At 40.9% G+C, this 26,647-nt stretch carries 23 protein-coding genes; 17 read left to right on the top strand and 6 right to left on the bottom strand.

The genetic code is table 11. The features are described from left to right. Positions 1 to 245: hypothetical protein (locus AC1DND_RS01630; RefSeq protein WP_477578563.1), on the bottom strand; the 245-nt coding region annotated here is incomplete at its 3' end. Positions 246 to 959: 714 nt separating this feature from the next. Here AC1DND_RS01630 and AC1DND_RS01625 point away from each other — a divergent pair. The 13 genes from AC1DND_RS01625 to AC1DND_RS01565 all read left to right on the top strand — a co-directional run bounded on the left by AC1DND_RS01625 (position 960) and on the right by AC1DND_RS01565 (position 13,169). Further along, positions 960 to 1,388, top strand: coding sequence for a lactate dehydrogenase (locus tag AC1DND_RS01625; RefSeq protein ID WP_477578562.1), 429 nt, complete (start codon positions 960 to 962; stop codon positions 1,386 to 1,388). Beyond that, on the top strand, positions 1,388 to 2,734 hold the full coding sequence (gene hemN / locus AC1DND_RS01620) for an oxygen-independent coproporphyrinogen III oxidase (protein ID WP_477578560.1): 1,347 nt from the start codon (positions 1,388 to 1,390) through the stop codon (positions 2,732 to 2,734). Before AC1DND_RS01625 ends, hemN begins: the two co-directional genes overlap by 1 nt. Positions 2,735 to 2,746: 12 nt before the next feature. Further along, positions 2,747 to 5,131 carry a heavy metal translocating P-type ATPase gene (locus tag AC1DND_RS01615; protein ID WP_477578558.1) on the top strand — a complete coding sequence of 795 codons (2,385 nt, stop codon included), beginning with the start codon at positions 2,747 to 2,749 and terminating at the stop codon, positions 5,129 to 5,131. Continuing rightward, the gene (gene ccoS, locus AC1DND_RS01610; protein WP_029278967.1) at positions 5,128 to 5,307 is read left to right on the top strand and encodes a cbb3-type cytochrome oxidase assembly protein CcoS; all 180 of its coding nucleotides are present in this window, start codon (positions 5,128 to 5,130) and stop codon (positions 5,305 to 5,307) included. The genes AC1DND_RS01615 and ccoS overlap by 4 nt, the downstream gene beginning before the upstream one ends. 73 nt (positions 5,308 to 5,380) lie before the next feature. Then, positions 5,381 to 7,522, top strand: a complete 2,142-nt coding sequence (gene ccoN, locus AC1DND_RS01605; RefSeq protein WP_477578556.1) for a cytochrome-c oxidase, cbb3-type subunit I — start codon at positions 5,381 to 5,383, stop codon at positions 7,520 to 7,522. Between the two features lie 3 nt (positions 7,523 to 7,525). Then, positions 7,526 to 7,708: a hypothetical protein gene (locus AC1DND_RS01600; RefSeq protein WP_477578554.1), complete on the top strand. Its 183-nt coding sequence runs from the start codon at positions 7,526 to 7,528 to the stop codon at positions 7,706 to 7,708. Beyond that, a complete protein-coding gene (locus AC1DND_RS01595; RefSeq protein WP_477578552.1) occupies positions 7,695 to 8,663 on the top strand; it encodes a cbb3-type cytochrome c oxidase N-terminal domain-containing protein in 969 nt (322 codons plus the stop codon). The genes AC1DND_RS01600 and AC1DND_RS01595 overlap by 14 nt, the downstream gene beginning before the upstream one ends. Then, positions 8,647 to 10,029, top strand: coding sequence for a cytochrome c oxidase accessory protein CcoG (gene ccoG / locus AC1DND_RS01590; RefSeq protein ID WP_477578550.1), 1,383 nt, complete (start codon positions 8,647 to 8,649; stop codon positions 10,027 to 10,029). The genes AC1DND_RS01595 and ccoG overlap by 17 nt, the downstream gene beginning before the upstream one ends. Before the next feature lie 110 nt (positions 10,030 to 10,139). Next, positions 10,140 to 10,568: a FixH family protein gene (locus AC1DND_RS01585; RefSeq protein WP_477578548.1), complete on the top strand. Its 429-nt coding sequence runs from the start codon at positions 10,140 to 10,142 to the stop codon at positions 10,566 to 10,568. Further along, positions 10,565 to 11,266 (top strand): sulfite exporter TauE/SafE family protein, encoded by a 702-nt coding sequence (locus tag AC1DND_RS01580; protein WP_477578546.1) that lies wholly within the window; start codon positions 10,565 to 10,567, stop codon positions 11,264 to 11,266. The genes AC1DND_RS01585 and AC1DND_RS01580 overlap by 4 nt, the downstream gene beginning before the upstream one ends. A gap of 152 nt (positions 11,267 to 11,418) precedes the next feature. Next, the gene (locus tag AC1DND_RS01575; protein WP_477578545.1) at positions 11,419 to 11,562 is read left to right on the top strand and encodes a hypothetical protein; all 144 of its coding nucleotides are present in this window, start codon (positions 11,419 to 11,421) and stop codon (positions 11,560 to 11,562) included. 4 nt (positions 11,563 to 11,566) lie between these two features. Beyond that, positions 11,567 to 12,379 (top strand): DUF6544 family protein, encoded by an 813-nt coding sequence (locus AC1DND_RS01570; RefSeq protein WP_477578544.1) that lies wholly within the window; start codon positions 11,567 to 11,569, stop codon positions 12,377 to 12,379. A gap of 64 nt (positions 12,380 to 12,443) precedes the next feature. Then, complete coding sequence (locus AC1DND_RS01565; protein WP_477578542.1) at positions 12,444 to 13,169, top strand: YoaK family protein; 726 nt, start codon at positions 12,444 to 12,446, stop codon at positions 13,167 to 13,169. A gap of 627 nt (positions 13,170 to 13,796) precedes the next feature. On the opposite strand, the gene AC1DND_RS01560 is transcribed toward AC1DND_RS01565, so the two are convergent. Continuing rightward, positions 13,797 to 15,863 (bottom strand): glycoside hydrolase family protein, encoded by a 2,067-nt coding sequence (locus AC1DND_RS01560; RefSeq protein ID WP_477578540.1) that lies wholly within the window; start codon positions 15,861 to 15,863, stop codon positions 13,797 to 13,799. Between the two features lie 765 nt (positions 15,864 to 16,628). On the opposite strand from AC1DND_RS01560, the gene AC1DND_RS01555 reads away from it, so the two are divergent. Continuing rightward, entirely contained in the window at positions 16,629 to 17,321 is a 693-nt protein-coding gene (locus tag AC1DND_RS01555) for a serine hydrolase domain-containing protein (RefSeq protein WP_477578539.1), read from the top strand. Positions 17,322 to 17,467: 146 nt separating this feature from the next. Beyond that, positions 17,468 to 17,821, top strand: coding sequence for a hypothetical protein (locus tag AC1DND_RS01550; protein ID WP_477578537.1), 354 nt, complete (start codon positions 17,468 to 17,470; stop codon positions 17,819 to 17,821). Positions 17,822 to 17,987: 166 nt separating this feature from the next. On the opposite strand, the gene AC1DND_RS01545 is transcribed toward AC1DND_RS01550, so the two are convergent. The 4 genes from AC1DND_RS01545 to AC1DND_RS01530 all read right to left on the bottom strand — a co-directional run bounded on the left by AC1DND_RS01545 (position 17,988) and on the right by AC1DND_RS01530 (position 20,901). Further along, entirely contained in the window at positions 17,988 to 18,635 is a 648-nt protein-coding gene (locus AC1DND_RS01545) for a Crp/Fnr family transcriptional regulator (RefSeq protein ID WP_477578536.1), read from the bottom strand. A gap of 172 nt (positions 18,636 to 18,807) precedes the next feature. Then, positions 18,808 to 19,860, bottom strand: a complete 1,053-nt coding sequence (locus tag AC1DND_RS01540; RefSeq protein WP_477578534.1) for a response regulator — start codon at positions 19,858 to 19,860, stop codon at positions 18,808 to 18,810. Next, positions 19,835 to 20,611: a sensor histidine kinase gene (locus AC1DND_RS01535; protein ID WP_477578532.1), complete on the bottom strand. Its 777-nt coding sequence runs from the start codon at positions 20,609 to 20,611 to the stop codon at positions 19,835 to 19,837. Before AC1DND_RS01535 ends, AC1DND_RS01540 begins: the two co-directional genes overlap by 26 nt. Before the next feature lie 113 nt (positions 20,612 to 20,724). Continuing rightward, complete coding sequence (locus AC1DND_RS01530) at positions 20,725 to 20,901, bottom strand: hypothetical protein (protein WP_477578531.1); 177 nt, start codon at positions 20,899 to 20,901, stop codon at positions 20,725 to 20,727. Between the two features lie 255 nt (positions 20,902 to 21,156). Here AC1DND_RS01530 and AC1DND_RS01525 point away from each other — a divergent pair, with 255 nt between their 5' ends. Together AC1DND_RS01525 and AC1DND_RS01520 are read left to right on the top strand one after the other, a co-directional pair. After that, positions 21,157 to 23,847 (top strand): cation-translocating P-type ATPase, encoded by a 2,691-nt coding sequence (locus AC1DND_RS01525; protein ID WP_477578529.1) that lies wholly within the window; start codon positions 21,157 to 21,159, stop codon positions 23,845 to 23,847. A 322-nt stretch (positions 23,848 to 24,169) separates the two neighbouring features. Further along, positions 24,170 to 26,548 carry a phosphoketolase family protein gene (locus tag AC1DND_RS01520; RefSeq protein WP_477578527.1) on the top strand — a complete coding sequence of 793 codons (2,379 nt, stop codon included), beginning with the start codon at positions 24,170 to 24,172 and terminating at the stop codon, positions 26,546 to 26,548. The last annotated feature ends 99 nt before the right edge of the window (positions 26,549 to 26,647 follow it).

Genomic DNA, 26,647 nt, shown 5'->3' with positions numbered 1-26,647 from the left:
CTGGTAATCGTGCTGGCTGATGTCCAGTTATGTAAACCAGTATCATTAATTAAGCCACCTGTGCCAGAGGTATAGGCATTACCACCTAAACCGACGTTTAGGGACGAACCGCCCAAACTTTCGGTAACTGCAATGGCGTTTTTAATTTTTGGTGTCTCTGTTTCCGCTGGGGTTTCTGTTTTTTTACACGAATACAAGCTTAGCAATAAGAGCAGGCCTGTGGCAAGTGAACTTGTTTTTTTCATTTTGGTTAGTATATGGTTGTTTATAATTAAGTTGCATCCATTTTGCCAATCTGCAATGCAGATGGTTTTTTGCTTAACCCAGCCTCATTTTCAACTGTCGGTATTTATAATTGTCACACACGGCCGCTAAGCCAACCCAAACACATTAGTGCAGTAAAAAACAAGGGATATTTTGCACTAACCATGATTGAAGTTAACGACTAACAATTGATAAAAAATTAAGATTCTCAGCGCAAACGTTTGCTCAATACAGGTATATTTTGCAAGGGAAAAAGGCATCATTTTATAGGTAATACAGCTTTTGTAAAGTTTGTAGTTGTAAGTAGTCTTAATATAGGTTTAACCAATCATTTTTGTTAAATGCTGTTTTAAACTATTTGATTTTAGTGTTTTATAGCTTTGTTTTTGAGCTTTTTTTGAATAAACGCAAACGGTTGTGCGAAGAATTGTAATTAATTTATTGATCATTGGTTCGCTGGTAATTAGTCAATGGTTCATAGTCGTATTCTTCATTGTGGGACCGCAAGTGGGCGCCAGCCTGTAGCGATTTCGGTAAAGCAATCTCATGAGGTGATTTATTTGTTCGTTGTTTAAATCGCTTAATTGCCGCTAAACGCCAAACTAAGAAATGTAACTAAAATCATTTTTTTCTCTAATCATTCTCACCTGCTGCACCTGCTCAGGGCCATAGTTTTGTATATATAAACTCTGTATATGAAAGCTATAGCTTACAACATCAAACCCGATGAAAAGGAATGGTTGGTACTGGCCAATTATAAAAAACACGACATTACCATAATTGCGAACAGTTTAACTATTGATACGCTTTCATTTGCAACCGGAAAGGAGGCCCTCTTGGTTTTTAACAACGATGAGCTAAGTGGGGCGATGATTCTGGGGCTAAAAGCCCTGGGCATAAAATACATTGCAACCTCATCTTCCGAAACAGACCATCTTGATTTAAAAGCTGCCGGTTCTGCTGGGATCAAAGTGGCAAATGTTCCTTTGGCATCTGGTGATGCCAACGCTAAACAACGGATGGAGCAGGTGATCAAAAACCTCGATCAATGGGCTGTGGGTAAATGTGTAGGTAGCGCGTGCTGCTGTCAAAACGAATGTTCTACCCTAAAAGTGCTTAAATAATGGAAACTTCTACACTACTTAAAAAATACAATGTTGCCACACCAAGGTACACCAGTTACCCAACCGTTCCTTACTGGGATATTGAAAATTTCACTGCAAATGGTTGGTTAGCCAATGTAGCCAACACCTATGAAAGCCATAAAGATGAAGGGATCAGTCTATATATCCACCTTCCATTTTGCGAGAGCCTATGCACCTATTGCGGTTGTAATACCCGGATAACAAAAAACCATGATGTAGAGGTACCGTATATAAATGCTGTACTGGCAGAATGGAAAATGTATGTGGAAGTTTTGAGGGAGAAACCTAAACTAAAAGAACTGCACCTGGGTGGCGGAACCCCTACTTTTTTTAGTGCAGAAAACCTGGGATTATTGATCAATGGTATTCTGCAAAATTCAACTTTGGCTGCTGATGCAGAATTTTCTTTTGAGGCACACCCAGCCAATACCACCAGTGAACACTTAACTATGCTGTACAGTCTTGGTTTTAAAAGATTAAGCCTGGGAATCCAGGATTTCGATCCTAAAGTACAGTTCCTGATCAACCGCTTTCAAACGCCCCGACAGGTAGCTGTAGTTATCGCAGAAGCAAGGGAAATCGGTTATACCTCTGTTAATTTTGATTTGATCTACGGTCTTCCGGGTCAAACAATTCCGGGCTTAGCGGATACTATAGGAGCGGTAATCGATATGAAGCCAGACCGCATCGCTTTTTACAGTTACGCCCATGTGCCCTGGTTAAAACCCGGCCAAAGACATTATACCGAAAAGGATCTTCCCCTGGGCGACGAAAAATTTGCGCTCTACCAATTGGGCAGACAATTGCTTGATGCCGCAGGATATAAAGATATAGGGATGGACCATTTTGCACTGAACAGCGATTCATTGTTCCAGGCGATGACTGAACAGAAGCTGCACCGCAATTTTATGGGCTATACCAATCAGCATACCCGTTTACTTATCGGATTGGGCGTGTCTTCCATCAGCGATAGCTGGACAGCTTTTGCACAAAACCCGAAAACGGTAGAAGATTATCTCAATAAAATTGAACAAGGTACGCTACCTGTAGAAAAAGGCCATTTCCTTACAGGTGAAGATCTTGAGGTAAGAAGACATATCCTTAACCTCATGTGCAAGGAAAATACAGTGTACAACGAAGGCATTCCAGAACAAGTGTATGGCAGGCTGTTGCCTTTATTACGCGATAAGTTGGTATGGGTAACCGAAAAAGAAATCAGAATTACCACCAAAGGGCGATCTTTTTTACGGAATGTGTGTATGGCTTTCGACGAGAAACTATGGCTCAAACAGCCCAAAACCCAATTGTTCAGTTCATCAATTTAAGAACAGTCTAAAATGGAAGATCAAAATAAAACCGCAACACAGGCCCTTTGTTATCATTGTGGCGAAGATCTGCCCAGGGTAAAATATCAGGCAGAAGATAAAGATTTTTGCTGCGCGGGCTGTATGGCCGTTTTCAAGATCCTTTCAGAGAATAATTTATGTAATTATTATGTGTACAATAACAATCCGGGCAGGCAATTTAAAAATGAAAGCCATTTAGAATATCTTGATGAGCCAAAAATTATTGATCAGCTGCTCGATTATAAACACGAAAGTTCGAGCATTATCACCTTTTATATCCCTGCAATACACTGCAGTTCGTGCATCTGGTTGCTGGAACACCTCTATAAAATCAACCCTGCTATATTCAGCTCAAGGATCGATTTTCTTAAAAAACAGATGACTATAAGTTTCAATCACGACGAAATTTCGCTAAGGCAACTGGTAGCAACTTTAAACCAGATTGGTTACGAGCCTTTGATCAGTCTGCAGGATGTTGTACAGGCACACAGCAGTTCGGTAGATAAAACTTTGGTGTTAAAAATAGCCGTTGCCGGATTTTTAATGGGCAATGTTATGCTCTTTAGCTTTCCGGAATATTTTGGTTTATCAGGTTTCGAGAAACAATTTCAATCCCTTTTTAGCTGGCTAAACCTTACGTTCTCTATCCCTGCTGCTTTTTATTGTGGTCGCGATTATTTTACCTCAGCTATAACAAGCCTTAAACACAGACATATTAACCTCGATACCCCTTTAGCACTAATTATTGCGGTGCTTTTCTTGCGCACTGCTTTTGAAGTTGTTTTTGGTACAGGCCCGGGTTTTGCCGATACCTTAACCGGTTTGGTGTTTTTGCTTTTAATGGGCAAATGGCTTAAACAGCGTACCTACCATCACATTTCATTTGATCGCGATTACCGTTCCTACTTCCCGATTGCGGTAACTACCCTGCAAAATGGTAAAGAAAAACCAGTATCCATAAACGAAATCAAGATCGGCGACCGGTTATGGATCAGAAGTGGCGAGCTGGTTCCGGCTGATGCCATTCTGATGAAAGGTGAGGCCTGGATGGATATGAGTTTTGTTACAGGTGAGTCTGATCCTGTACATAAGGTTTTGGGCGAAATTATTTATGCCGGGGGTAGACAAACCAGCGAGGCCATAGAGCTTGAAGTAATTAAACCTGTTTCGCAGAGTTATTTAACCGGTTTATGGAACAACGATAATTATAAAAACAATTCCGAAAAACAGAATTTTAACGATAGCGTAGCCAGGTACTTCAGCCTGGGTGTTTTTCTGATTGCATTTGCCGCTACCGGGTATTGGTTACTTCAAAACGATAGCCACAAGGCCTGGTCGGCATTTACTGCCGTAATTATTGTGGCCTGTCCATGCGTGCTGGCTTTGAGCACACCATTTACCTTATCCGCAATTTTATCGGTTTTTGATAAGAAGGGTTTTTATGTGAAAAACACCGATGCCGTTGAGGAACTTGCCAAATGCGATACCCTGATTTTTGATAAAACAGGTACGTTGACCAGTAATGAAAATGCAGAGATCGTCTTTAGCGGAATGATAACCGATGAAGAAAAGATTATTGTTGCCTCATTGTTGCGCAATTCTATACATCCCTTGAGCAGGCATATCATTAAGGCTTTAAATGTTGACCGGTTTTATTCGCTCAGCGATTATAAAGAGGTGGTAGGAAAAGGTTTGACGGCCAAAATTAACGGCCAAAGTATTTATGCGGGGCATCTTTCTATGCTGCCGGTCCAGGTACCATCTGCCGGGGAGAGCGGGGTGCATATTGTGATCGATCATGTATATAAAGGATGTTTTGATATCAGGCAACAGTGGCGGTCAGGGCTGGAACAAATGATTCTAAAACTTTTTCGATTCAATTTGCAGGTTTTATCCGGTGATACCGATAAAGACCGCTGGATGCTGGATACCATTTTCACGAAAAATACAACCATCAGGTTTCGCCAGAGCCCGCACCAAAAACTGGATGCTGTTCTGCTGCTTCAACAGCAAGGAGATAAAGTAATGATGTTGGGTGATGGCTTAAATGATGCCGGAGCCCTGAAACAGAGCAACTTTGGGGTTGCAATAACCGACAATATTAACAGTTTCAGCCCCGGCTGTGATGCCATTCTCAAAGGCAGCGCCTTAAATTATCTGCCAGATTTTATCCAGTTAAGTAAAGATGGACTGAAGATCATTAAAACAAGCTTCGCCATAGCCATCGCGTATAACTGTATTGGTATTTACTTTGCTGTGCAGGGCACACTCTATCCTTTGGTGGCCGCAGTACTGATGCCAATTAGTACGGTTACCATTATCTCCTTTACCACTTTGGCAACCAGGTGGTTTGCCCGTAAAAATAAACTGATATGAACATCCTTTACTTTTTGGTTGGCTGCAGTGTTTTAATGGCACTCATTTTTTTGGCTGCGTTTTTCTGGGCCTATAAAACCGGTCAGAACGATGATGTACATACCCCGGGTATCCGCATGCTTTTCGATGATGAAGTTGTTGCTGAAAAAAGTGAAGAAGATCACTTTTCTAGCTAAGCATCATCATCCTTTGTCTGTCCACTAGAGAATACCTTTGGAACACAAAACATACAAAAATTCAGCTTCTATTATGCAGTTAGAGAAATTTACTTACGATAACAAGATTGTTCGGAACTTTGGTATTGCCACCCTGGTATGGGGAATTATAGGAATGACCGTTGGCTTGCTTGCAGCCATGCAACTGTTTAAACCGGCAATGAACATGGGCAGTCAGTACACTACATTTGGCCGCATCAGGCCGCTGCACACCAATGCCGTAATTTTTGCCTTTGTGGGCAATGCCATTTTTATGGGCGTTTATTATTCCCTTCAGCGTTTGTTAAAAGCACGGATGTTTAGCGATGTGCTGAGCAAAATCCACTTCTGGGGCTGGCAGCTGATCATTTTATCGGCAGTAATCACCCTGCCGCTTGGCTTTACTACCTCACATGAGTATGCTGAACTCGAATGGCCGATTGATATCGCCATCACCATCATCTGGGTGGTTTTTGGCGTTAACATGTTCGGTACCATTTTTAAAAGAAGAGAGCGTCATTTATATGTTGCCATATGGTTTTACATTGCCACTTTCGTTACCATAGCCGTATTGCACATCGTAAACTCTTTTGAGCTGCCCATTTCTTTCATGAAAAGTTATTACGTGTATGCCGGCGTACAGGATGCATTGGTACAATGGTGGTACGGGCATAACGCAGTAGCATTTTTTCTAACTACACCTTATCTCGGCATGATGTATTATTTCTTGCCGAAGATGGCCGGAAGACCCGTTTACTCTTATAAATTAAGTATCCTGCATTTTTGGTCGCTCATTTTTATTTACATCTGGGCAGGCCCGCACCATTTATTATATACTTCATTGCCTGGTTGGGCACAATCATTAGGTGTTGCCTTTTCGATCATGCTAATTGCACCAAGCTGGGGCGGTATGATTAATGGCCTGTTAACCTTGCGCGGTGCCTGGGATAAGGTAAGAGAAGATGTAACCCTTAAATTTATGGTGGTTGCCCTTACCGCTTATGGCATGGCCACTTTCGAAGGTCCGTTATTATCATTAAAACAGATTAATGGGGTAGCCCACTTTACCGACTGGATTGTAGCACACGTACACGTTGGTGCTTTAGGTTGGAACGGATTTTTAACCTTCGGTGTACTTTACTGGTTAATCCCCCGCATTTACAAAACAGAATTATACTCGAAAAAGCTTGCCGGTTTCCACTTTTGGATAGGTACTTTGGGCATCCTTTTTTATGCTGTTCCCATGTATTGGGCAGGTTTTACGCAGGGGCTGATGTGGAAAGAGTTTACGCCCGAAGGTTTATTAAAGTACCCGAATTTCCTGGCTACCACACTGCAGATTATCCCGATGCATGTTTTGCGTTCAATTGGTGGTGCACTGTATTTAATAGGGGTAATTGCAATGACTTATAACCTGGCCAAAACCATGTTGGGGGCTAAATTACTTGCCAATGAACCGGCAGAAGCCATGCCATTGAGCAAAGTGATCATCGAAACCTCTCCCGCAGATAAAGCCTGGCACAGGATTTTAGAACGCAAGCCGATGAAATTTATGGTGCTCTCGCTCATCATTATCCTTATCGGGGGCATGGTAGAAATGATGCCCACTTTTACCATTCAATCCAATGTTCCAACTATAGCCAGCGTAAAACCTTATTCAGCGCTCGAACTTCAGGGGAGAGATCTGTACATCAGAGAAGGTTGCGTAAACTGCCATTCTCAAACGGTAAGACCTTTCCGTTCAGAAACTGAGCGATATGGTGAATATAGTAAAGCCGGAGAGTTTGTTTACGATCACCCGTTTTTATGGGGAAGTAAACGTACCGGACCAGATCTTCATCGCATAGGCGGGAAATATTCTGATGCCTGGCATTACAATCACCTGGTCGATCCTACTTCAATGTCGCCAGGAAGCATTATGCCGCCTTATGCCTGGCTCATCGAACAGAAACTGGACATTACAACCACAGCAAGCAAGATCAGGGCCATGCAAACATTGGGCGTTCCTTATCCCGATGGTTATGATAAACGTGCTAACGATGATTTAAAAGTTCAGGCCGAAAAGATTACACTCGACCTAAAACAGAATAACATTAAGGTTAAAAGCGACAGGGAAATAGTAGCCATTATTGCTTATCTGCAACGTTTGGGTACCGATATAAAAGCCAATAAAGAAATCATTCCTTCAAATCAATAAAATATGTTCAACCAGATCAAAGATTTAGCCGGTGGCGAAATATACCTCATCACCTCTCTGCTCATGTTCATGGTGTTTTTTGTAATCGTGGGTATTTACCTGCTCAAACTAAATAAAAAACATATCGAAGTGATGAGTCAGCTTCCCATTCAAGACAATCAACCTATTGCATATGAAGAAGATTAAACTTTTGTTATTGTTCCTGTTCATCTCAATTACAGCCTTTGCTGCTGATGAGAAAGCCGCAGCGCCCATAACATCTGCTCAGGCAGGCTTGGGGCTAAACCAGTCGGAAATACTGATTATAATCCTCCTGGTTTTTGCAGTTGTGCTTCTTGTTGTTTCAGTAAGCCTGTTAAATGCATTCAAGGTAATGTACCAGGAACAGTTAAATCCTACACCGTATACCAAACCTGTAAAAGAGCCGGTTTTGGATTACGATAGCTGGTTAAAGCAACAGCCTGTTAAACCTTCAATCTGGACAAAACTTTTAAGCTTAAGGCCAATTGAAGAAGAAAAGGATCTGGTAATCGATCATGCTTACGATGGCATTAAAGAGCTCAATAACCCAGTGCCGGCCTGGTTTAACTTCCTTTTCTACGGTACAATGATTTTTGCTGCGGCATATCTTTTTTATTACCACATTGGTGGCTATGGAGACCTGCAGGATAAAGAATACGAAAATGAAATGGCCAGGGCGAAGATAGAAAAAACAGCCTACCTCGAAAAATCGGCCAATACCATTGACGAAAGTTCGGTTAAGTTTGATAATACACCAACAGTGCTGGAAGAAGGCAAAACCGTTTTCACTACAAACTGTGTGGTTTGTCATGGCGATAAAGGTCAGGGCATCATCGGGCCAAATTTAACCGACGAATACTGGTTACATGGTGGAAGCATTAATAATGTATTCAAAACCATAAAATATGGGGTACCCGAGAAAGGAATGATCAGTTGGGAGAAAAACTTAAATCCAAAACAGATCAGTGCAGTTACCAATTTTATTCTGTCGCTAAAAGGGACAAATCCTGCAGGAGCCAAAGCTCCACAGGGTGAAAAATACGAAGCGAAAGATTTAAAAGACAATGAGATGAAAACACCAACCGACAGTGTGAACCAAGCCAATGTTACCAAAAAATAAAAAAGAAAATAAAGGCAGGGGCAGAAATTTTATCTATCCTAAACAGCCATCGGGCAGGTTGTATACCTACCGGAAATGGGTAAGTTATGTGTTGCTTTTATTTTTGTTTGCCTGTCCATTTGTAAAGCTTAATGGTGAGCAACTGGTACTGCTCAATTTTATAGAAAGAAAATTTGTATTCTTTGGATTGATTTTTACCCCGCAGGATTTTTACCTCTTTGCCCTTGCCATGCTCATTTTTATCATGTTCATTGTGTGCTTTACGGTAGTGTTGGGCAGGTTGTGGTGCGGATGGGCTTGCCCACAGACAATTTTTATGGAAATGGTTTTCCGTAGGATTGAATACTGGATCGAAGGAGATGCCAACAAACAAGAGAAACTAGACGAAGCAGGTTGGACCGCGGAGAAAATATTCAAAAAAGGCAGTAAACATTTTATTTTTCTGGTGATTTCTTTTGCCATTGCGAATACTTTCTTGGCTTATATGATCGGTTCTGATGTACTCTTTAAAATTATAACTGAACCGATTGCTGGGCATGCTTCGGGCTTTATTTCCATCTGGCTGTTTACATTTATTTTCTATGGGGTATTTACCTATGTACGCGAAGTGGTGTGTACGGTAATCTGTCCGTACGGTAGGTTACAGGGCGTTTTGTTAGACAATCAAAGTTTGGTAGTAGCCTATGATTTTACCAGGGGCGAGCCACGTGGGCATCTTCAAAAAAATGCTAATGAGTTAACAGCCGGCGACTGTATAGATTGTGGACTTTGCGTGCAGGTTTGCCCCACGGGTATCGATATTCGCGAAGGTACGCAGCTCGAATGTGTAAACTGTACGGCCTGTATCGATTCGTGCAATGAGGTGATGCTTAAAATAAACAGGCCCAAAAATCTGATCGGTTTTTTTAATCAGGATTTCATTAAGGAACGTAAACCCTATAAAATTGGCTTAAAATCTTACGGTTACGCTGCGGTACTATTTGCCGTATTGATGGTTTTTTCTTCATTGATTTACAGAAGAGAAGATATCCAGACTACGGTATTAAGAGCCAGCGGCACCTTGTATCAGAGCAGGGGAGCAGATAAAACAAGCAATCTTTATAATGCAGAGCTGATCAACAAAACCAATAAAGCGGTAAAGTTTACTTTCAGATCGAAGGAAAAGGGAGACGAAATTAATTTCATCCAAAAGGCTGATGTTTTGCCAAAAGAAGGCTCGGTACACCTCACTTTTTTTCTGATCAGGAAAAACAACTCCATTAAAAAATATAAAACCGATGCCATTTTCGAAATTATTGCCAATGGCGAGGTTTTAAGTACGGCAACTACAAGTTTTTTCGCGCAACCGGAAGGAATTGAGGATTGAATTAGAGAATGAGTGAATGAGTGAAGGATTGAATTTTGAATGATGAATGTGGAGTTATCGTTGCCATTCACTCATTCAATCATTCTCTCATTCAAAATTAAAAAAGAGCTATGAACTGGGGAACAAAAATAGTTTTGGGCATGCTTACATTCATGATGTTTATTGTGGGAATGGTAGTTTATATGTTTCATGTACACGGAAGAGATGCCCTGGTAGAAGAAAATTATTACGAAAAGGGAATCAATTATAATGCAGAATACAATGCCAAAATGAACGTTATAGACGATAATGCCAGTCCCAAAATTACCATTACAAAAACTCAGATTATCATTCAGGTAAAAGATAGTGCAAAATACGATCTTGTTTTAATGCGGCCTGCCAATAGCAACGATGATGTTAAGTTAAAGGGACAGACCTCAGGAACGGCGAATCTTATTCTGGTTGATAAAACTAAAATGCCCAAAGGAATGTGGTTTTTAAACCTCCAGTGGCACTCCTCAGGAAAGGATTATCTGTTTAAAAATAACATCACCCTATGATGGATTTTTTGCCATTGGCATTTTTGATGGGGCTTTTCGGAAGCCTTCATTGCGCCGTAATGTGCGGGYCGATTATGCTGGGTATGCCATTCGCGAAACAGGATTTCTTTCGAAGTGGATTTCAGCTTTTGTTGTACCAATTTGGCAGAATTGCCGTATATACTGTGTTAGGATTGTTGGTGGGTGCCTTAGGGAGCAGTATCCGCATCTTTAGCGATCAGAAAATGCTGAGTATCTTAATCGGTTCTATACTGATTTTATTTACAGCGCTACAGTTTAATGCTGTTTATAGAAATAGGTTTTCTAAGTTCCAGTCATGGGTACTCAATCCGCTGAGCAGGCTTATGGGAAAGGTATTCAATTTGCCATTGTGGGGATTGTTTGCCGGAATGCTTAATGGCATCATCCCCTGCGGGATGGTTTATCTGGCACTTGCAACTGCTTTAAATACTGGTAGTATTAAATCTGGTGGTACTTTTATGTTCCTCTTTGGATTGGGTACCGCACCACTGATGCTCATGATTTCGTTAGGCGGGATCTTCCTGAAGAAATACATCCGCTTTAATACCAACAAACTTATTCCCTGGTTTATGTTTTTTATGGGAGCATTGCTCATATTACGGTCGGCCGATTTGGGTATTCCCTTTATATCCCCCAAAACTATAAATGCCTATGGACATGTTATAGACTGCCGATAAAAAATATCCATAGCAGAAATCCCAAAGGCTAAGCGCTATGGATAAATTGGCAACCTGTAAAGATTAAAGTGCCATACTGTTTACTTTGGCTAATATCCCATCTGGTACTTTTGCCGCAGGGAAAGCTGGAATCCGCAGACTGGGTAATAAAAATGGTCGGACAGATGGATGCCGAAGGTTTTGGGCATTGCTCCAATATGGAGGCCTGTGAGGTAGAATGCCCTCAGGAAATATCGGTTCTGCACATCGGAAGGATGAATTATGAATATAATAAAGCATTGGCACTAAGAAAATAAAGAAATGATCATCATCGCAGCTTACCTGGTAATTGCCGTTTTAGTCTTGTATGCCCTTTTGGTGCTGCTATCCAATTGGCGCTATAGAATCCAGCTTAAAAGATTGTTCTCTATCCGGGATAAATCTGCGCCAAGGGTTTTTAAAATTGATCAGCTTTTAGCTCTCCCAACTCCGGTTGAGAAATATTTCAGACTGGTGCTCAAAGAAGGTCAAAGTTACCCCGGTACCATCCGTTTAAAACATGGCGGCCAGTTTAAAATGGCTTTGGATAAGCCATGGATCCCGATCCGTGGTGAGCAGTATTTTACCACAGTTCCCGCTGGCTTTATCTGGAAAGGTAATACAGCCCTGTTCAGTGCAAGGGATATGTATATAGGAGATAAGGGAAAACTGGAGGTTTTTCTGTTTAATGCATTGAAGATTGTTAATGGCAAGGGTGATAAGTTCAATCAGGGCGAGCTGCTGCGATGGCTAGCGGAAAGCGTATGGTTTCCGACCAATCTTTTGCCGGATGAAAATAAGCAATGGTTCGCTATTGATTCAAAAAATGCGAGGCTCAAAGTGGAAATTAATGGATTGGTATTAAATTATCTGGTCTGCTTTAACGACAGGGGAGAAATTGAAAGCCTGTCAACCAAAAGATATATGGCAGAAACGCTTGAGACCTGGATTATTAATCTTTCTGATTACCGCGAAATCAATAACATTATTATTCCCACCTTAGCAGAAGCAAGCTGGAAACTAAAAGGGATAAAATATCCATACGCAAGGTTTGAGGTAAAACAGATAGAATACAATAAGTCCTTCCGATTTTGAAAAAATATCGATTATCCAAACCATGTTAAGACACTTCGGAGTTAAAAGAACCTATGCGCACAATTTGAAACTGGCAGTTTTACTGAGCCTGACCGCGGGTTTTGTAAACGCAGCTGGGTTTCTCGGTTTTTCGGCACTGACGACAAATGTTACCGGACATGCTGCGCTTTTTGCCGAAGGCATTGCCAGACAGGACTGGGGAATGGCCAGACTCATTGCGATCTGGATGATGCTTTTTCTTGCCGGAGCTTTCACGAGCAGCCTGATCGTTAACAAAATCGGCCACAACGCAAGGTTCTCTTTTACCATTCCTATCGTGCTGGAAATTATCATACTGATATTTTGTGCGTTCTCAGCCTTTGTAAAAACCCTGAAGTTCTCTAACAATTTTTTCGCCGGGTCCCTGCTTTTTGCCATGGGGCTGCAGAATGCTTTGGTTTCGGTAATTTCTGGTTCAGTTGTAAGGACTACCCATCTGACCGGGACCTTTACAGATTTGGGGATAGAGCTCGCGCAGCTGAGAAAAGATAATTACAAGGCTCAGGTCGAGCTCCTGTCTAGGATTAAACTCCGGGTTTCTATAATCCTCTTCTTTATGCTCGGTGCGCTATCAGGTGCATATTTGTATACCTGTATTAGTTTCCGCTCGTTTTTGATCCCCGGATCAATGCTCTGTTTTACCCTGCTGTATGATGTTTTTCGTCTGAATATCAAAAGATACTATTCTAATTTTCGCTACCGAAGAAGGGATAAGATCAAGGAAGCACCGGGCGATGGAAATGAAGTGTAGAAATAGCGGTTACGAAGTGTTTAGCTGGTGATCTGGATTCATCTATGCTATCTCTTAGGGATAGTGAACAGCCAGCTTGATAGGTAGCGCTTAAGGCAACGGGTGGGATGACTTGTGCATTTCACGATATAACTAATAAAATTTTCTATTGACATTAATCTGTTAATTTAACGAAATCGCAAGTCTGTCCATTGTTTTGGGCCGAGGCACTAAGACTTGCGCTAGATGGGAAATCACTTATTTATTTTTATTAGCGCTGTTAGCGTTATGCGGCCAATGTTCGACCCTTTTTTGATATTGTGAGGCTACAGTAAATTTCGAAAATTCGTTAAAAAATAAGGTTGAAGGGCAATATCGGAAAAAGAAACTACCATAAGTTTTTACGAACCAATGTGCTATTGTGAACTCTGGTGGCGAATTACAACTTCTTCAATCCTGCCAAGACATGTGTATAGTATTTATCTTGAAACTGGTAAATGCAAATTTATACATGTCATTAATTAGCTGATCTCCAACACTCAAAAGTTATTTCAGACGATAACGTCTATATTCTGAACACTGAGCATAATCACAAAAAAACACAATTACTTTCAAAAGGTAACTCCTCACTTATTGAATGAAGGATCTCTAATTTTTAAGTGAGGCAATTTTCACATTTTTAATTACGTTTTTTTTCGACCTTAATAGTAAGTTTTCAACTTTTAAATCGGGACGGAAAGAAATCATAGTGCGCTGACCAGCAATTTCAGTATCAATTAATGACCCGCCAAATTTGTCTTCATATTTAACAATCATTCTAACTGTAAACGGTTTATCTGTACCAGACAAATTTTCAATCGCATAATTACGCACACTGTTTGGTGATCCCCCCTCATGTAAGGATTTCTCAGTACCAGAAAAATTCTGAAGCTGTCCATTTCCATATTGTGCCCTTTTATATTTTGGACTGATTTGAACTTCAGAAGCATGGTCTTCACTGTCTGCGCCTAGAAAAAGTGCGCCTAGTTTTCCATTTAATTCAGTGCCCGGTTCTACATCGAAAGTCAATAGGAACGAAGAAGACCCTGTAGGAAATGTAGAAGTTTTTTTAATTTCTTTTGACAGTAACCTTTCTTTTTGGATTGCAGGTATGATCTCGTTCATCCACTTTGTTCCAATTCTGCCGTCGGGAGCCTGGACCATTTCATGTATAGCTAGTGTTCCACCCCAAGCTGCTATTGGAATCCAGCCAGCCAGCAAAAACCGGCCGTTGCTTATTTCTGTTACGGCTGGCACATTCATTCCATTGTAAAAGTCAAGCCCTGCTTTAACGCCATCTACAAATCTGTCCGCTGTTGCACCTGCTGGTTTTGACCAAAAACCGGTAAAACCACCAATAACGTAGTCATAACTTTGCCAGCGAAAGAAAAATGTACAATCGCCGCCAGGAGGGAAGTTTGGATTTACGGATTGCCAGCCACCATTAATGGACTTGGATTCCCACGTCCCTTTTGCTCCATAATTTGCCAACATGCGCAAGCGTCCCTCCGGATCTGTATAAACACTAGGGTTTTCGCAAGGATGAAATAAGATTTTTGATTTCTTGAACTTACTGATCCCATCTTCACTAATGGAATAGGTGGATCCAGCAGGATAGCCAGGAATGGTGTCGTATCGGRAAGAACCCGTAATGCCATGTTTATTGTAATAATCCCACTGTAAAGGCAACATGGTTTGTTCCTTAGGGTAAATCCGTGTGGTATGCAATCCGTAACTGATACAAAGTTTATTGTCAAAGATAAAAGGTGTACCAGTTCCAAACGCCTCCCATTGCTCCTCTATAGGCGTGGCGGCATCGTGTTCAACCCAGGTTTTAAAATCGGTGGTGGAGAGGTGCTCAAAATAATGGCCTCCTTTTCCAAATTTGCTGGCGTGACCACGGCGGTCAAATAAATAGAATAAATGGTAACGTCCCTTATAAAATAAAGTAGCAACATCTCCCACCCAGGCATTATGTCCCTGAGGCGTCCAGTATTGAATTTCAGCCACAGTTCTGGGTTTTTTCAAAGCCACTCTTTGCGGCTGCATTCCTGGGAAAAAAATTTCCGCTTTTAAAACAACTGAAGGATCTATGCTCCAGGTGCTTTGTTCGCCCCATTTTGGATATCCTATGGGGAAATCATTATCAAGAAGCTCATTATCAACGTATAAAGTCCACCGAACTCCGGAAAAATGAAGTACAAGCTCATGTTCTCCATTTAGTTTTTTCAACATCCCTAAAGGAATACCCACAGACATATCCCGTGGACCATTAGGCTCAGTTGGAGAATGAAGCCGGAGAGACGCTTCTAATGCTGGGTCAGAGCCATCTGGCAATAAATAAGCAGGATAGTTTTGACGTTTTCGATCCTTAGCGTCGTGATGAAATATTGTCACTTTTAACACTTCAGGGATATCAATAAGTGTCTTATTCGCACTTCCTGCTTTAAGATTGACCAGTAATTTTATGGTAAAGCTACTGCTATCTGACGGGGATTTGAAAATTGCGCTTCTTGTTTTTGACGAAAGCGTACTTAGCGCAGATCCTCCGGTAAATGTCCACGGTGTTGAGCGCAATATCAATTTAACAGCCTGTTGTTTTGATTGTGCGTAAAGCGTCACGGATAGTCCCATCATCAATACCAGGCAAACCGATATTTTAGTGATTAATTTCATATCTTATAATTTTAGATTTTCCAATTCTTTTAGAATTGTTGATTTTCTTTATTAATTTTCTTCTCTTATCGTAGCAGGTAACAGGTTCGAAAGATAAACATTAACCTAATTGATACTGATTAACTAAGTGAAAATTATTTGCTAATCTAATTCGTTCTAGCATCTCCCATCTAGTCTAGCGTCTCGCTAAAACCAAAGTCAAGGTAACACACTGGGTTATTTTTGAACGGGATTACCAATTAATTGAACGAATAAACAAAACCCCTTAACCTTACTATACCCACTTTTGTAAACAACAATTACATAACAACATAAAAGGCTATGGGACTATCAGGTTTAGGAATTTTCATACCATAATTGGTATCGCTGCCATTGCAGCGGCAATCATTTCATTTGTACGCTTTGGCAAAATTGATTTAACGCATCTTAGTGGTAAAATATACTTTATACTACTGCTGTTACGGCTTTAACTGCATTGGGAATCTCCAAACGTGGAGGCTTTAATCCCGGGCATGTTTTTTCGGTATTCATTTTTATTTTAGTGACGGTGGCTTTTTGGCTTTCGATAAAGCGGAGTACCAATAATCAGGCCCGCATTATTATCTCGTTTTAGAAAATGTCAAAAATGTAATTGCCGATATTAAAATATTATCTTTGTTTGATCGGATATGACTGTAAGACAGTGATAATTTCATTGTTGGTCTTTCATCCAACCGCCAGCCGTCCTTAACCATAAACCAATAATTGCTTTGCAAAACTAAAAAAATGCCATTGAATTCTTTTTCACGTTCCCTATCTCTTGCACTTTTTATCGTATTGATATTTTCCGCTAAATTATCTGCGCAGTCCGGAAATACTGTTCCAGAAAAACTTGCCGATAGAATTAAGGAAGTTGAAAAGAACCTGGGGCTGTGGGCTAAAGATCTTAACAGTAAGAAATACGATTTACAAGATAGGATGGCTAAATACAACATCAATGGAGTAAGTATTGCAGTGATCAAAAACTATAAAATAGATTGGGTAAAGGGTTATGGTTTTGCTGACGTTAATCGTAAAAAGCCCGTGACTATCAATACATTGTTTCAGGCCGGATCAATAAGCAAATCACTGAACGGGGTTGGTATTTTAAAACTAGTTCAGGATAAAAAACTGGACCTTAACACTGATATAAATGATCGTCTGAAAACCTGGAAATTTCCCTATGATCAGGTATCCAACAATAAAAAAATAACCCTTGCAAATCTTCTTAGCCATACTGCCGGTTTGTCGGGTCACGGTTTTAGTGGATATACCAAAGGCGATCGGATCCCGTCTATCTATGAAACACTTGATGGAAAAAAGCCTGCAAATTCGGAACCTGTACGCTCGGAAGATGAGCCAGGTAAGACTGCGGTATATTCCGGAGGAGGGATTACTATTTCACAGTTAATCGTGACTGACATTACTGGCGAGCTTTAAGGCTTACGCCGTTTATTGATGATGAAAGTGCCTTAGGTGTATTTATAAAACAAAAGGGAAGTGAAAAATATTTCACACACAGTGGTGGAACCAATGGATTTATTTCTGAGTATATAGGCAGTTTTGAAAATGGGAATGGCGTAGTTGTGATGACAAACTCCGGAAATCCGGGAATCTCAACGGAAATTTTTAATAGTGTAAGTCAGATATATGGTTGGAAAGATTTTTACCGTCCTGTTGAAAAGAAGACCACTTCATTAGCAGATTCTGTGATGCGGAAATATATAGGGAAATATATGTGGTACGGAAAACCAGCATTTATCGTTATGGAAAACAATGAACTGTGGCTAAATACCCCAGTTAAAAGCAGGATAAATTTCACATCTGATGTTGATTTTTACATCAACGAAAAGGAGGGTGATTATAAATTTGTTACGGATTCAAATGGTATCGTTACTGGCTTTGTTAATTCCAACAACCGAAACTTTGACAAATTGTAGTAATTAAACAGTTATCTTTTTTGAAGATTTGCTCTCCTTTGAAAGAACTTCGAAAAATATGCTTGAAGGTCGGTATCGGAAGAAGAAGTTTTAAACTTTATTAATACAGGTTTGACTTATACTTCAATGTTCAAACAGTTTTTATAGAGAGATTGCCTATGCTGGTCTATACTATATTTGCTAAAGCTGCTTTAGCCTTGTTCAGTCCTGACCGGATACGGCTTAGGGTCTCCATTCTCATTCCCAGAAAGGAGGCAATGTACTTGAGTGGTACGCGTTCTAACAAACGCGGGTAGCTTAGGATAAACCGGTCGTAACGTTTTTTCGCAGTGGGCAGCCTACAGATGAATGCCCGCTCAAATGCGCTCCGATAATGGATTTCCATTATTTTTCTGCCCACGTAATTGACAATTTCAAACTGTTGGTATAATAACTTCGACATCTCATGGGGTACTGCAATGGCTAGTACCGGCTCAATGGATTCGATATATTCTTCAGATACCTCATCTGTCCATAGGTTTCTGATTGTTCCGGCAAGTTCATTCTCAATGGCAATCCAGGTGGTTATTTTTTTACTGCCCACCTTCAGGTAACCATGGGCGGCACCTTTAATGATCAGGAAAATATAATGGTTACGTTTTAGTGGAGAAGCAATATGCTTGTGCTTGGCGAAGCGGACGGGGAAAGTCTGTGCATTGATGATCGACTCTATGGCCTCATTTAATGGATGAAAATTCTTGAAAAGAGATATTAAGGGGGATTGAAAACCGAAGTTTTTCCATTTATCCTCCTCATCTACAGGAGTTAAGTTCATTGATGATCAAACCTAAGGTATTATATCTATATAAAAGGATTATTGGGCGAAAGGTTATTCCTTTGCGGAATAATCGAATCGTTGAGGCTACTTAAATTCTTTTAATGTTGTCACAGGAAGTTATAAAGGAATGCTTTTTTATAATAGCTATGGTATTTTAATATTATAGGCTTTAATTTTTCATTTTAGCTAGTCCATCATGATTAAGTAGCGTAATCTTTGTTCCGTTTCTATCAATGAGCAGCTCATCCTTGAAATCTGATAAGGTGCGGCTCACCGTTTCCGTTGCCATGCAGGCCATAGCGGCAAGGTCTTCCCTGGTAATATTGATTAAATTATCATTTACCTTTGCCTGTTCATATAGTCGGAGCAATGTACCGGCCATTTTTTTTCTCACTGAATGATAGGCCAGTTCCAACAGCTGTTCTTCTTTTGCTCTATTATCTCTGGAAAGCAAATGGATAAATTTTCTTGCTACCTCCGGATATAAATTAAGTATGGTTTCCATTTGATCTATTGGAATTAGGCACACGCTACTATCCTCAAGGGCTGTGGCAGTATCTGCATAACAACTATTACTTAATGCCGCATTAATTCCAAGATAGTCACCCTGAACATAAATCCCAGTCATCAGCTCCCTGCCATCCTTAGTCAGTTTTATGGTTTTAATTCTACCATGCGTAACTAGATAGAGCCCTTTTCCATGATCATCCTCATAATAAATTACCTGGTTCTTTTTGAAATCCCTGCTTTTTTTTTCTTCAATAATTTTATTGAATTTAGCAAGACCGTCTGTTTTCTCAACCAATACTTTGAATGCTTCAGTTCTGTTTTGGTGGGAAAGATCGTTTGCAGCTTTCTTTCTTAAACGAATATCAATGGCATTTAGCAATTCCATATCATCAAAGGGCTTAACCAAATAATCATCTGCGCCCAGTTCCATTCCTTTCCTAAGATCTGCATGTTCAGCCTTTGCAGTCAGAAAAATAAATGGAATTCCTGATGTCTGCTCATGCCTGTTGAGCATATATAATACACCATACCCATCAAGTTCGGGCATCATGATATCACAAAGTATGATATCAGGAACATGGCTGATGGCGAGTTCAACGCCACGCTTACCATTCTCAGCCTGATATACCGTGTAACGGGCCATTTCTAGAATTTCAACCAGGTTTGTACGTATCTCACCATGATCTTCAATAATCAATACTTTTTTGCCCATGGTTATTTTTTTGTGGGAAGGTCAATGTAAATAAGGTTCCTCTGTTAACTCTGCTTTTAAAACTGACATACCCATCCATCAAACCTGTATATCTGGAAAGTATACTCAACCCAAGCCCAGTACCTGATATATTACCCGTATTGTGGGCACGAAAAAAAGCATCGAAAAGATGTTTGTGATCACTTTCAGGAATACCAATCCCATCATCACAGATTCTGATGGTACAATTATGTTCATTAATCTTGGTATAAAACTGAATCTGACTATCGGCCCCTGAATATTTAATGGCGTTGTCTATTAATATGATGATACAATTTTTTAATAGATTTTGATCGAGTGTTATCTTTTGGCTAGTACCTCTGTGTTTAAAGATAATCTTTTGCTTTCCCTGTAAAACAATCTGCATTTCGCCGGTAATTTCTTCTGCCATCTCTGATAAGTTAAAGCGACTCAGTGATGGCTTAACCATCCCGCTCTCTAATTTTTCCAGTGATAAAAAGTCGTTAAGAATAGCTGTAATATTAAGTACAGCATCTTTGATTTTGCCCACATGCTTTCTGATGTTCTTTTGATCAAGTGTTTCTGTATAACGTTCGATTAAGGAAGCGGATAGCTGAACGAGGCTCAGCGGTGTCCTGAACTCATGAGAAGCGATGGAAACAAATCTGCTCTTCAACTGCCCAAGTTCTTTTTCTTTATTAAGTGACAGGTTCAGATCAATTTGAGTTTTTTGGAGTTGATTCACACTCATTCTCAATGAATGCGTTCGCTCTTCCACCTGTATTTCAAGTTGTGCTGCATAGTCCTGTAATTTTCCTTCTGCCTCTTTTTCCCTGGTCAGATCATGAATGAAACCAGCATAAATTATCCTGCCTGAATTACGCCCAGACGAAATGGAAAGTAACTTCCGTTTTTCTTCATGCCTATTAGCTCTCGGCCAATCCCAATGTTAATCGACTCTACCACACCGCTGTCATCAATAGTGATCAGTCCGTCTATTGCATGGTCAATAATTGCCTTTAGCAATACGGCATTTTCCATAATTTATTGATTAACAGCTAAATGTTTTGGCTGCATTAATAGAACCATCGCCAGCGGGGATTGTTTGGATTTTATTCTTTTAAAGAATATCAGCACGCTTAAGATAGTCATTCAAAAATGGAAGAATGCTTAACCGCTCGTGATGAGCATCATCAATTCAGGTAGGGAATATCATTTCTAACTACAATTGGGGCGGTACTTTTGCTATATGTAGCGTCATCTGTCAATTCTGGCATTGACTGTTATAAAAAGAAGATGAACAATAACTTAGCTGCCAATAATACACCTGTTCCAGTTTTAAGCGTTGATGAGCTACTTAATGCTTTTGAAACAGATGGGCAGCAGGGTATCAGTATTAATGAGGCTTCGTTACGTTCAGTCCAATTTGGGCTCAACATTAACGTCAGCCAAAAGGTCAAAAGTATCTGGCAGATGTTTTTTGAGCAATTCAAAAGTCCTATCGTTTACCTGCTGTTTGTTGCTGCATTTGCATCGCTATATTTTAAAAACTCGTTGGAAGCCATCGCCATATTTATCGTTATTTTGGTTAACGCCCTGATAGGTTTTTTTATGGAACTACAGGCAAGGAGTTCCATGCGGGCGCTGAAAGAAATGGACCTAAGTGTCTCTAAAGTCGTTAGGGGCGGAAAAACCATGGATGTGCTTTCCGAACAGTTGACCCCTGGAGATTTGCTGCTGCTTGATTCCGGAGACATGGTGTCTGGAGATGGCCGGGTTATYGAATCAAACGGACTTCAGGTAGATGAGTCTGCATTGACTGGGGAATCATTTCCCATCCTTAAAACAAGCGATAGCCAGGGGGCAGATACTGATGCGTCTGCATCAATAAACATGGTATACAAAGGTACGGCGGTGATGAATGGAAATGGCAAAGCCATTATTACAGGCATTGCAGCAAACACCGAACTGGGTAAGATCAGCGAGATGGTTGGTCGTTCAGCTGCCACCAAATCACCTTTGGATATCAAAATCGGAAATCTGACCAAAAAGTTAATTTACATCACCCTTTTCATGACGGCTTTCTTTGCACTCACCGCTTTTATTGAAGGGAAACCCTGGCTCGAGATTCTGGAAACGTCAATAGCACTTGCTGTGGCTGCCTTTCCTGAAGGCCTTCCTATTGTGGCAACGGTTGCGCTCGCTTTTGGCATGCTGCGCATGGCAAAAAGAGATGCAATCGTCAAAAGACTTTCCTCGGTCGAAACGCTCGGGGGAGTGAATGTCATCCTTACAGATAAAACCGGAACCCTAACAGAAAATAAGATTTTTGTAAAAGTCCTGTCTTTTCCTGACGAAGAAGTACATGTTTCTATGGAAAAGGGACATCTGGTGTATGATGATAAGGGTATAAACAGAAGCCAGGAAAATTTTGAGCTATTGGTTAAAATCGGCACGCTTTGTAACAACGCCCCTGTTGATCAAACTGAGACGTCTAAGGTATCTGGTGATCCTATTGAAATTGCCTTATTGCTATTGAACAAAGCCGCCGCGTTTTCCAGGGAGGGCTCTGCAGCACATTACCAGAGAAAATCGGAGATTCCCTTCAGTGCTGAAACTAAACTGATGGCAACTGCCGATCAAAATGGAAATGGTTATTTCATTTCAGTGAAAGGGGCAGTTGAAGGTTTGATCTTAAAGTGCACAAAGATCCAGTCCGGAAATAGTTTAAATGAAATCACTTCCAGTGATCGGGAAAAAATACTCGCCAATGCAGAAAACCTTTCAGCAAGTGGGTTAAGGGTATTGGCTTTTGCCTTCAAAAGCCTGAATGAAATGCCTGATGGCGACTTCATAACTGAACTGACCTATGTGGGGATGGTTGGGTTTTTGGATCCTCCGCGGAGTGATATCAAAGGCGCTATCTCAACCTGCCGCTCTGCAGGTATAAAAATCGTTATGATTACCGGAGACCATCCGTTAACAGCTTTAAGTATTGCAAAACAGGTTGGCATCACAGAAATAGCGGATGATCAGGTCATATTGGGGAATGCTCTTCCACAGGAAGACTTATTGGATCAGGAGTGGAGGGATAGGATTCTTTCCACTACTGTCTTTGCCAGAACTTCTCCTAAACAGAAACTCGAAATTGTGGATACCTATCAGAAGGCTGGCTTTTTGGTGGCGATGACCGGAGACGGTGTAAATGATGCGCCAGCAATAAAAAAGGCAGATGTAGGGATTGCCATGGGACTAAGGGGCACTCAAGTGGCAAAAGAAACTGCAAATATTGTGCTTAAGGACGACTCCTTTGTATCGATTACCCGGGCCGTTGCCAATGGAAGAGAGATCTTTCAGAATATCCAGCGCTTTGTTATCTATCTGATATCCTGTAACCTGAGTGAAATTATTATTGTAACCCTACTGGGCTTTTTGGGAACTGGTGCCATCCTCTTTCCCTTACAGATTCTGTTTTTGAATATGGTTACTGATGTCTTTCCTGCGCTTGCTCTTGGCCTGGGAAGGGGAGATAAATCCATTATGTTGAAGGCCCCAAGAGATCCTGGCCTTGAGATTATATCTAACCGTAACTGGCTGGTGATTTTGGTTTATGCCGTGCTCATGACGCTTTCGGTTATGCTTGCGATTTTTATATGTATGAGATATGTAAGTGAAAAAGTAGAGGTCATCAATAATGTAGCATTTATTACGCTGGCCGCTGCCCAATTATTTCATGTATTCAATATGTCTTCTTTGCGCTCGGGAATGACGAAAAATGAGGTGACCAAAAATAAATTCGTATGGATGGCAATCATATTCTGCTTTTCTCTTATCACTTTGGTGTATGTTTTTCCCCAAAGCCGGCAGGTTCTTCATCTCAATATAATACCATTACAGGCATGGCTCGCCGCAATTTTTGCAGGTACACTGCCGCTGATACTGGTTCAATTTTACAAGTTGATTTTCGGTAAAAAGCATCAAAAATAATCCGTACAGTACAATTAGTGCCTACAAATAAACCACGAACGGGCTATATAAATTACCTGCTAAATAACATGCTTACCAGTCTTGATCTTCTATTTTAGGATCAACATCTCTATTAAACATGACCACTATCATTTCCCGGCCCGGAATAGTTGAGGATATTTGATTAAACATACCAGATTAGAATGATATCGCGACTTGATATGTTTTTTTTATTAGTCTTAATTTTTATTGCCAGATCTATATACACTTAGATAAAAACCTATCGAATCATTATCCCTGAAGCTTAAAACAATACATGTTTAAAGCTTAAATCCAAAATACCATGCAAGAAATTTCAGAAGCAGTAATCGATAAAATACATCAATATTGGCAAGCGGTAAATTACCTATCTGCTGGTCAGATTTATTTACAGGCCAATCCGCTAATGCGCAACCCGCTTACACCAGACGACATTAAACCCAGATTGCTTGGTCATTGGGGCACTTCTCCCGGTTTAAACCTTATTTATGTCCACCTGAACAGATTGATAAAAGATACAGATGCGGATATGCTGTATGTGTGCGGGCCTGGCCATGGGGCACCCGCAGTAGTAGCCCATACTTATCTGGAGGGTACGTATACCGAATTTTTTCCTGAGGTAACGATGGATGAGGAAGGTATGCTTAAACTTTTCAGACAGTTTTCTACTCCTGGAGGAATTCCCAGTCATGTAAGTGCCCACACACCAGGATCAATCAATGAGGGCGGTGAATTGGGCTATTCCCTGATGCATGCTTTCGGCGCTGTGTTTGATAATCCAAACCTGATTGCCGCCTGCGTAATTGGTGACGGAGAGGCAGAAACAGGTCCTCTGGCAGCAAGCTGGAATTCAGTTGCTTTTTTAAATCCTGCAAGAGATGGCGCGGTGTTGCCAATACTTCACCTAAACGGATACAAAATAGCAAGTCCTACCATATTTTCCCGCATGGATGATACCGCTTTAAGTGAACTATTCAAAGGATATGGATATGAGGTGTTTTTCGTTGAAGGAGAATACCCGCACAATGTTCACCGTCAGCTGTCTTCTACATTGGATATCGTTTATGATAAGATCAGAAAAATCCAGTATAATGCCAGGGCTGAAGGTATAATCCATCAAAGAAAATGGCCTATGATTATTTTAAGAACGCCCAAGGGATGGACCGGGCCTAAATCCTGGAATAATCTGCCTATCGAGGGATCGTTCCGCGCTCATCAGGTTCCGTTGGCCGGAGTTAAGGAGAACCCTGAGAAATTGCACGCCCTTGAGGTATGGATGCGCAGCTATGAGCCGGAGAAGCTCTTTGATGAGCACGGTACACTAAACGCTGACCTCCGCAGCCTCTCGCCTGTTGGGGATAAAAGAATGAGCGCATTACCTTATGCAAACGGGGGAGTATTGTTAAAGGATCTTATTCTGCCAGACTTCAAACACTACGGGATCAAGGTAGTACATCCAGGAACAATCCAGGCAGAAAGCACCCGGAATCTAGGTAAGTTTTTGCGTGAAATATTTACCATGAATGCAGCTAACAAGAACTTTAGGTTGTTCTGTCCCGATGAAACGAACTCTAATAGATTAGAGGCCGTTTTTCAGGTGACTGATCGATGCTTCATGGAGAAAATTATCGATACTGATGATAAATTATCTCCGGATGGAAGGGTAATGGAAGTATTGAGCGAGCACCTTTGCGAGGGCTGGCTAGAAGGTTATCTGTTAACGGGCAGACATGGCCTGTTCCCTTGTTATGAAGCTTTCGTAACCATTGTCGATTCCATGGTTAGCCAGCATGCAAAATGGTTAAAGACTACTCAGGAAATCCCTTGGCGTAAGCCAATAGCTTCGCTAAACTATCTACTAACTTCTCATGTATGGAGACAGGATAATAATGGTTATAGTCATCAGGGGCCAGGATTTATTGATACGGTGGTCAATAAAAAAAGCAGCGTAATCAGGATTTATTTACCGCCCGATGCCAATACGCTGTTATCTGTAATGGATCATTGCCTGAGAAGTAAAAATTATGTTAATGTTGTGGTTGCTGGGAAACAGCCTGAACTGCAATGGTTAGGGATGGAAGAAGCTGTAGCGCATTGTGAAAAAGGGGCATCTGTTTGGGAATGGGCTGGAAATGATCTTGGTGAACCTGAGGTGATTCTGGCATGCGCCGGAGACGTACCCACCCAGGAAACTATCGCAGCCGCCGAAATTCTTCGCACACACCTACCTGAGCTTCGGGTAAGAGTTGTTAATGTGGTTGATTTAATGGCCCTTTCTCCAAGAGCATACCATGCGCATGGATTAAGTGATGAATATTTTGAAGACCTGTTTACCGATGCTGCCCCGGTGATTTTTGCATTCCATGGTTACGTCCGTATTATTCATGATCTGGTTCATGGACGGCCGGATCCCGCACGGTTTCATGTACGGGGATTTATGGAGGAAGGAACAACCACCACACCATTTGATATGGTGGTATTAAATCAGATGAGCCGGTATCATTTAGCTATGGAAGCGGTTAAACGCGTTCCCCGGTTCCAGCAACAGGCCGATGAGTTCATCCGTTTTTGTGAGGATAAATTGGCCAGCCATAAAGAATATATAGGTGTACATCTTGATGATATGCCAGAAATAAAAAACTGGAGATTTAAGTGCGCAGATAAAATAAACAAAATATTATGATGAGAAGGAGCAAATTTGGCCCATTAATAATGGAAATTATAATGAAAAAAAAGAATAAAAAATTAGCAGAGGAGGTTAGACTGGCGATCACGACCGATT

The organism is Pedobacter sp. 01N416 (assembly GCF_056399685.1).
The sequence above is the reverse complement of the archived record's forward strand: the minus strand, read 5'-3'. Positions and strand labels throughout refer to the sequence as shown.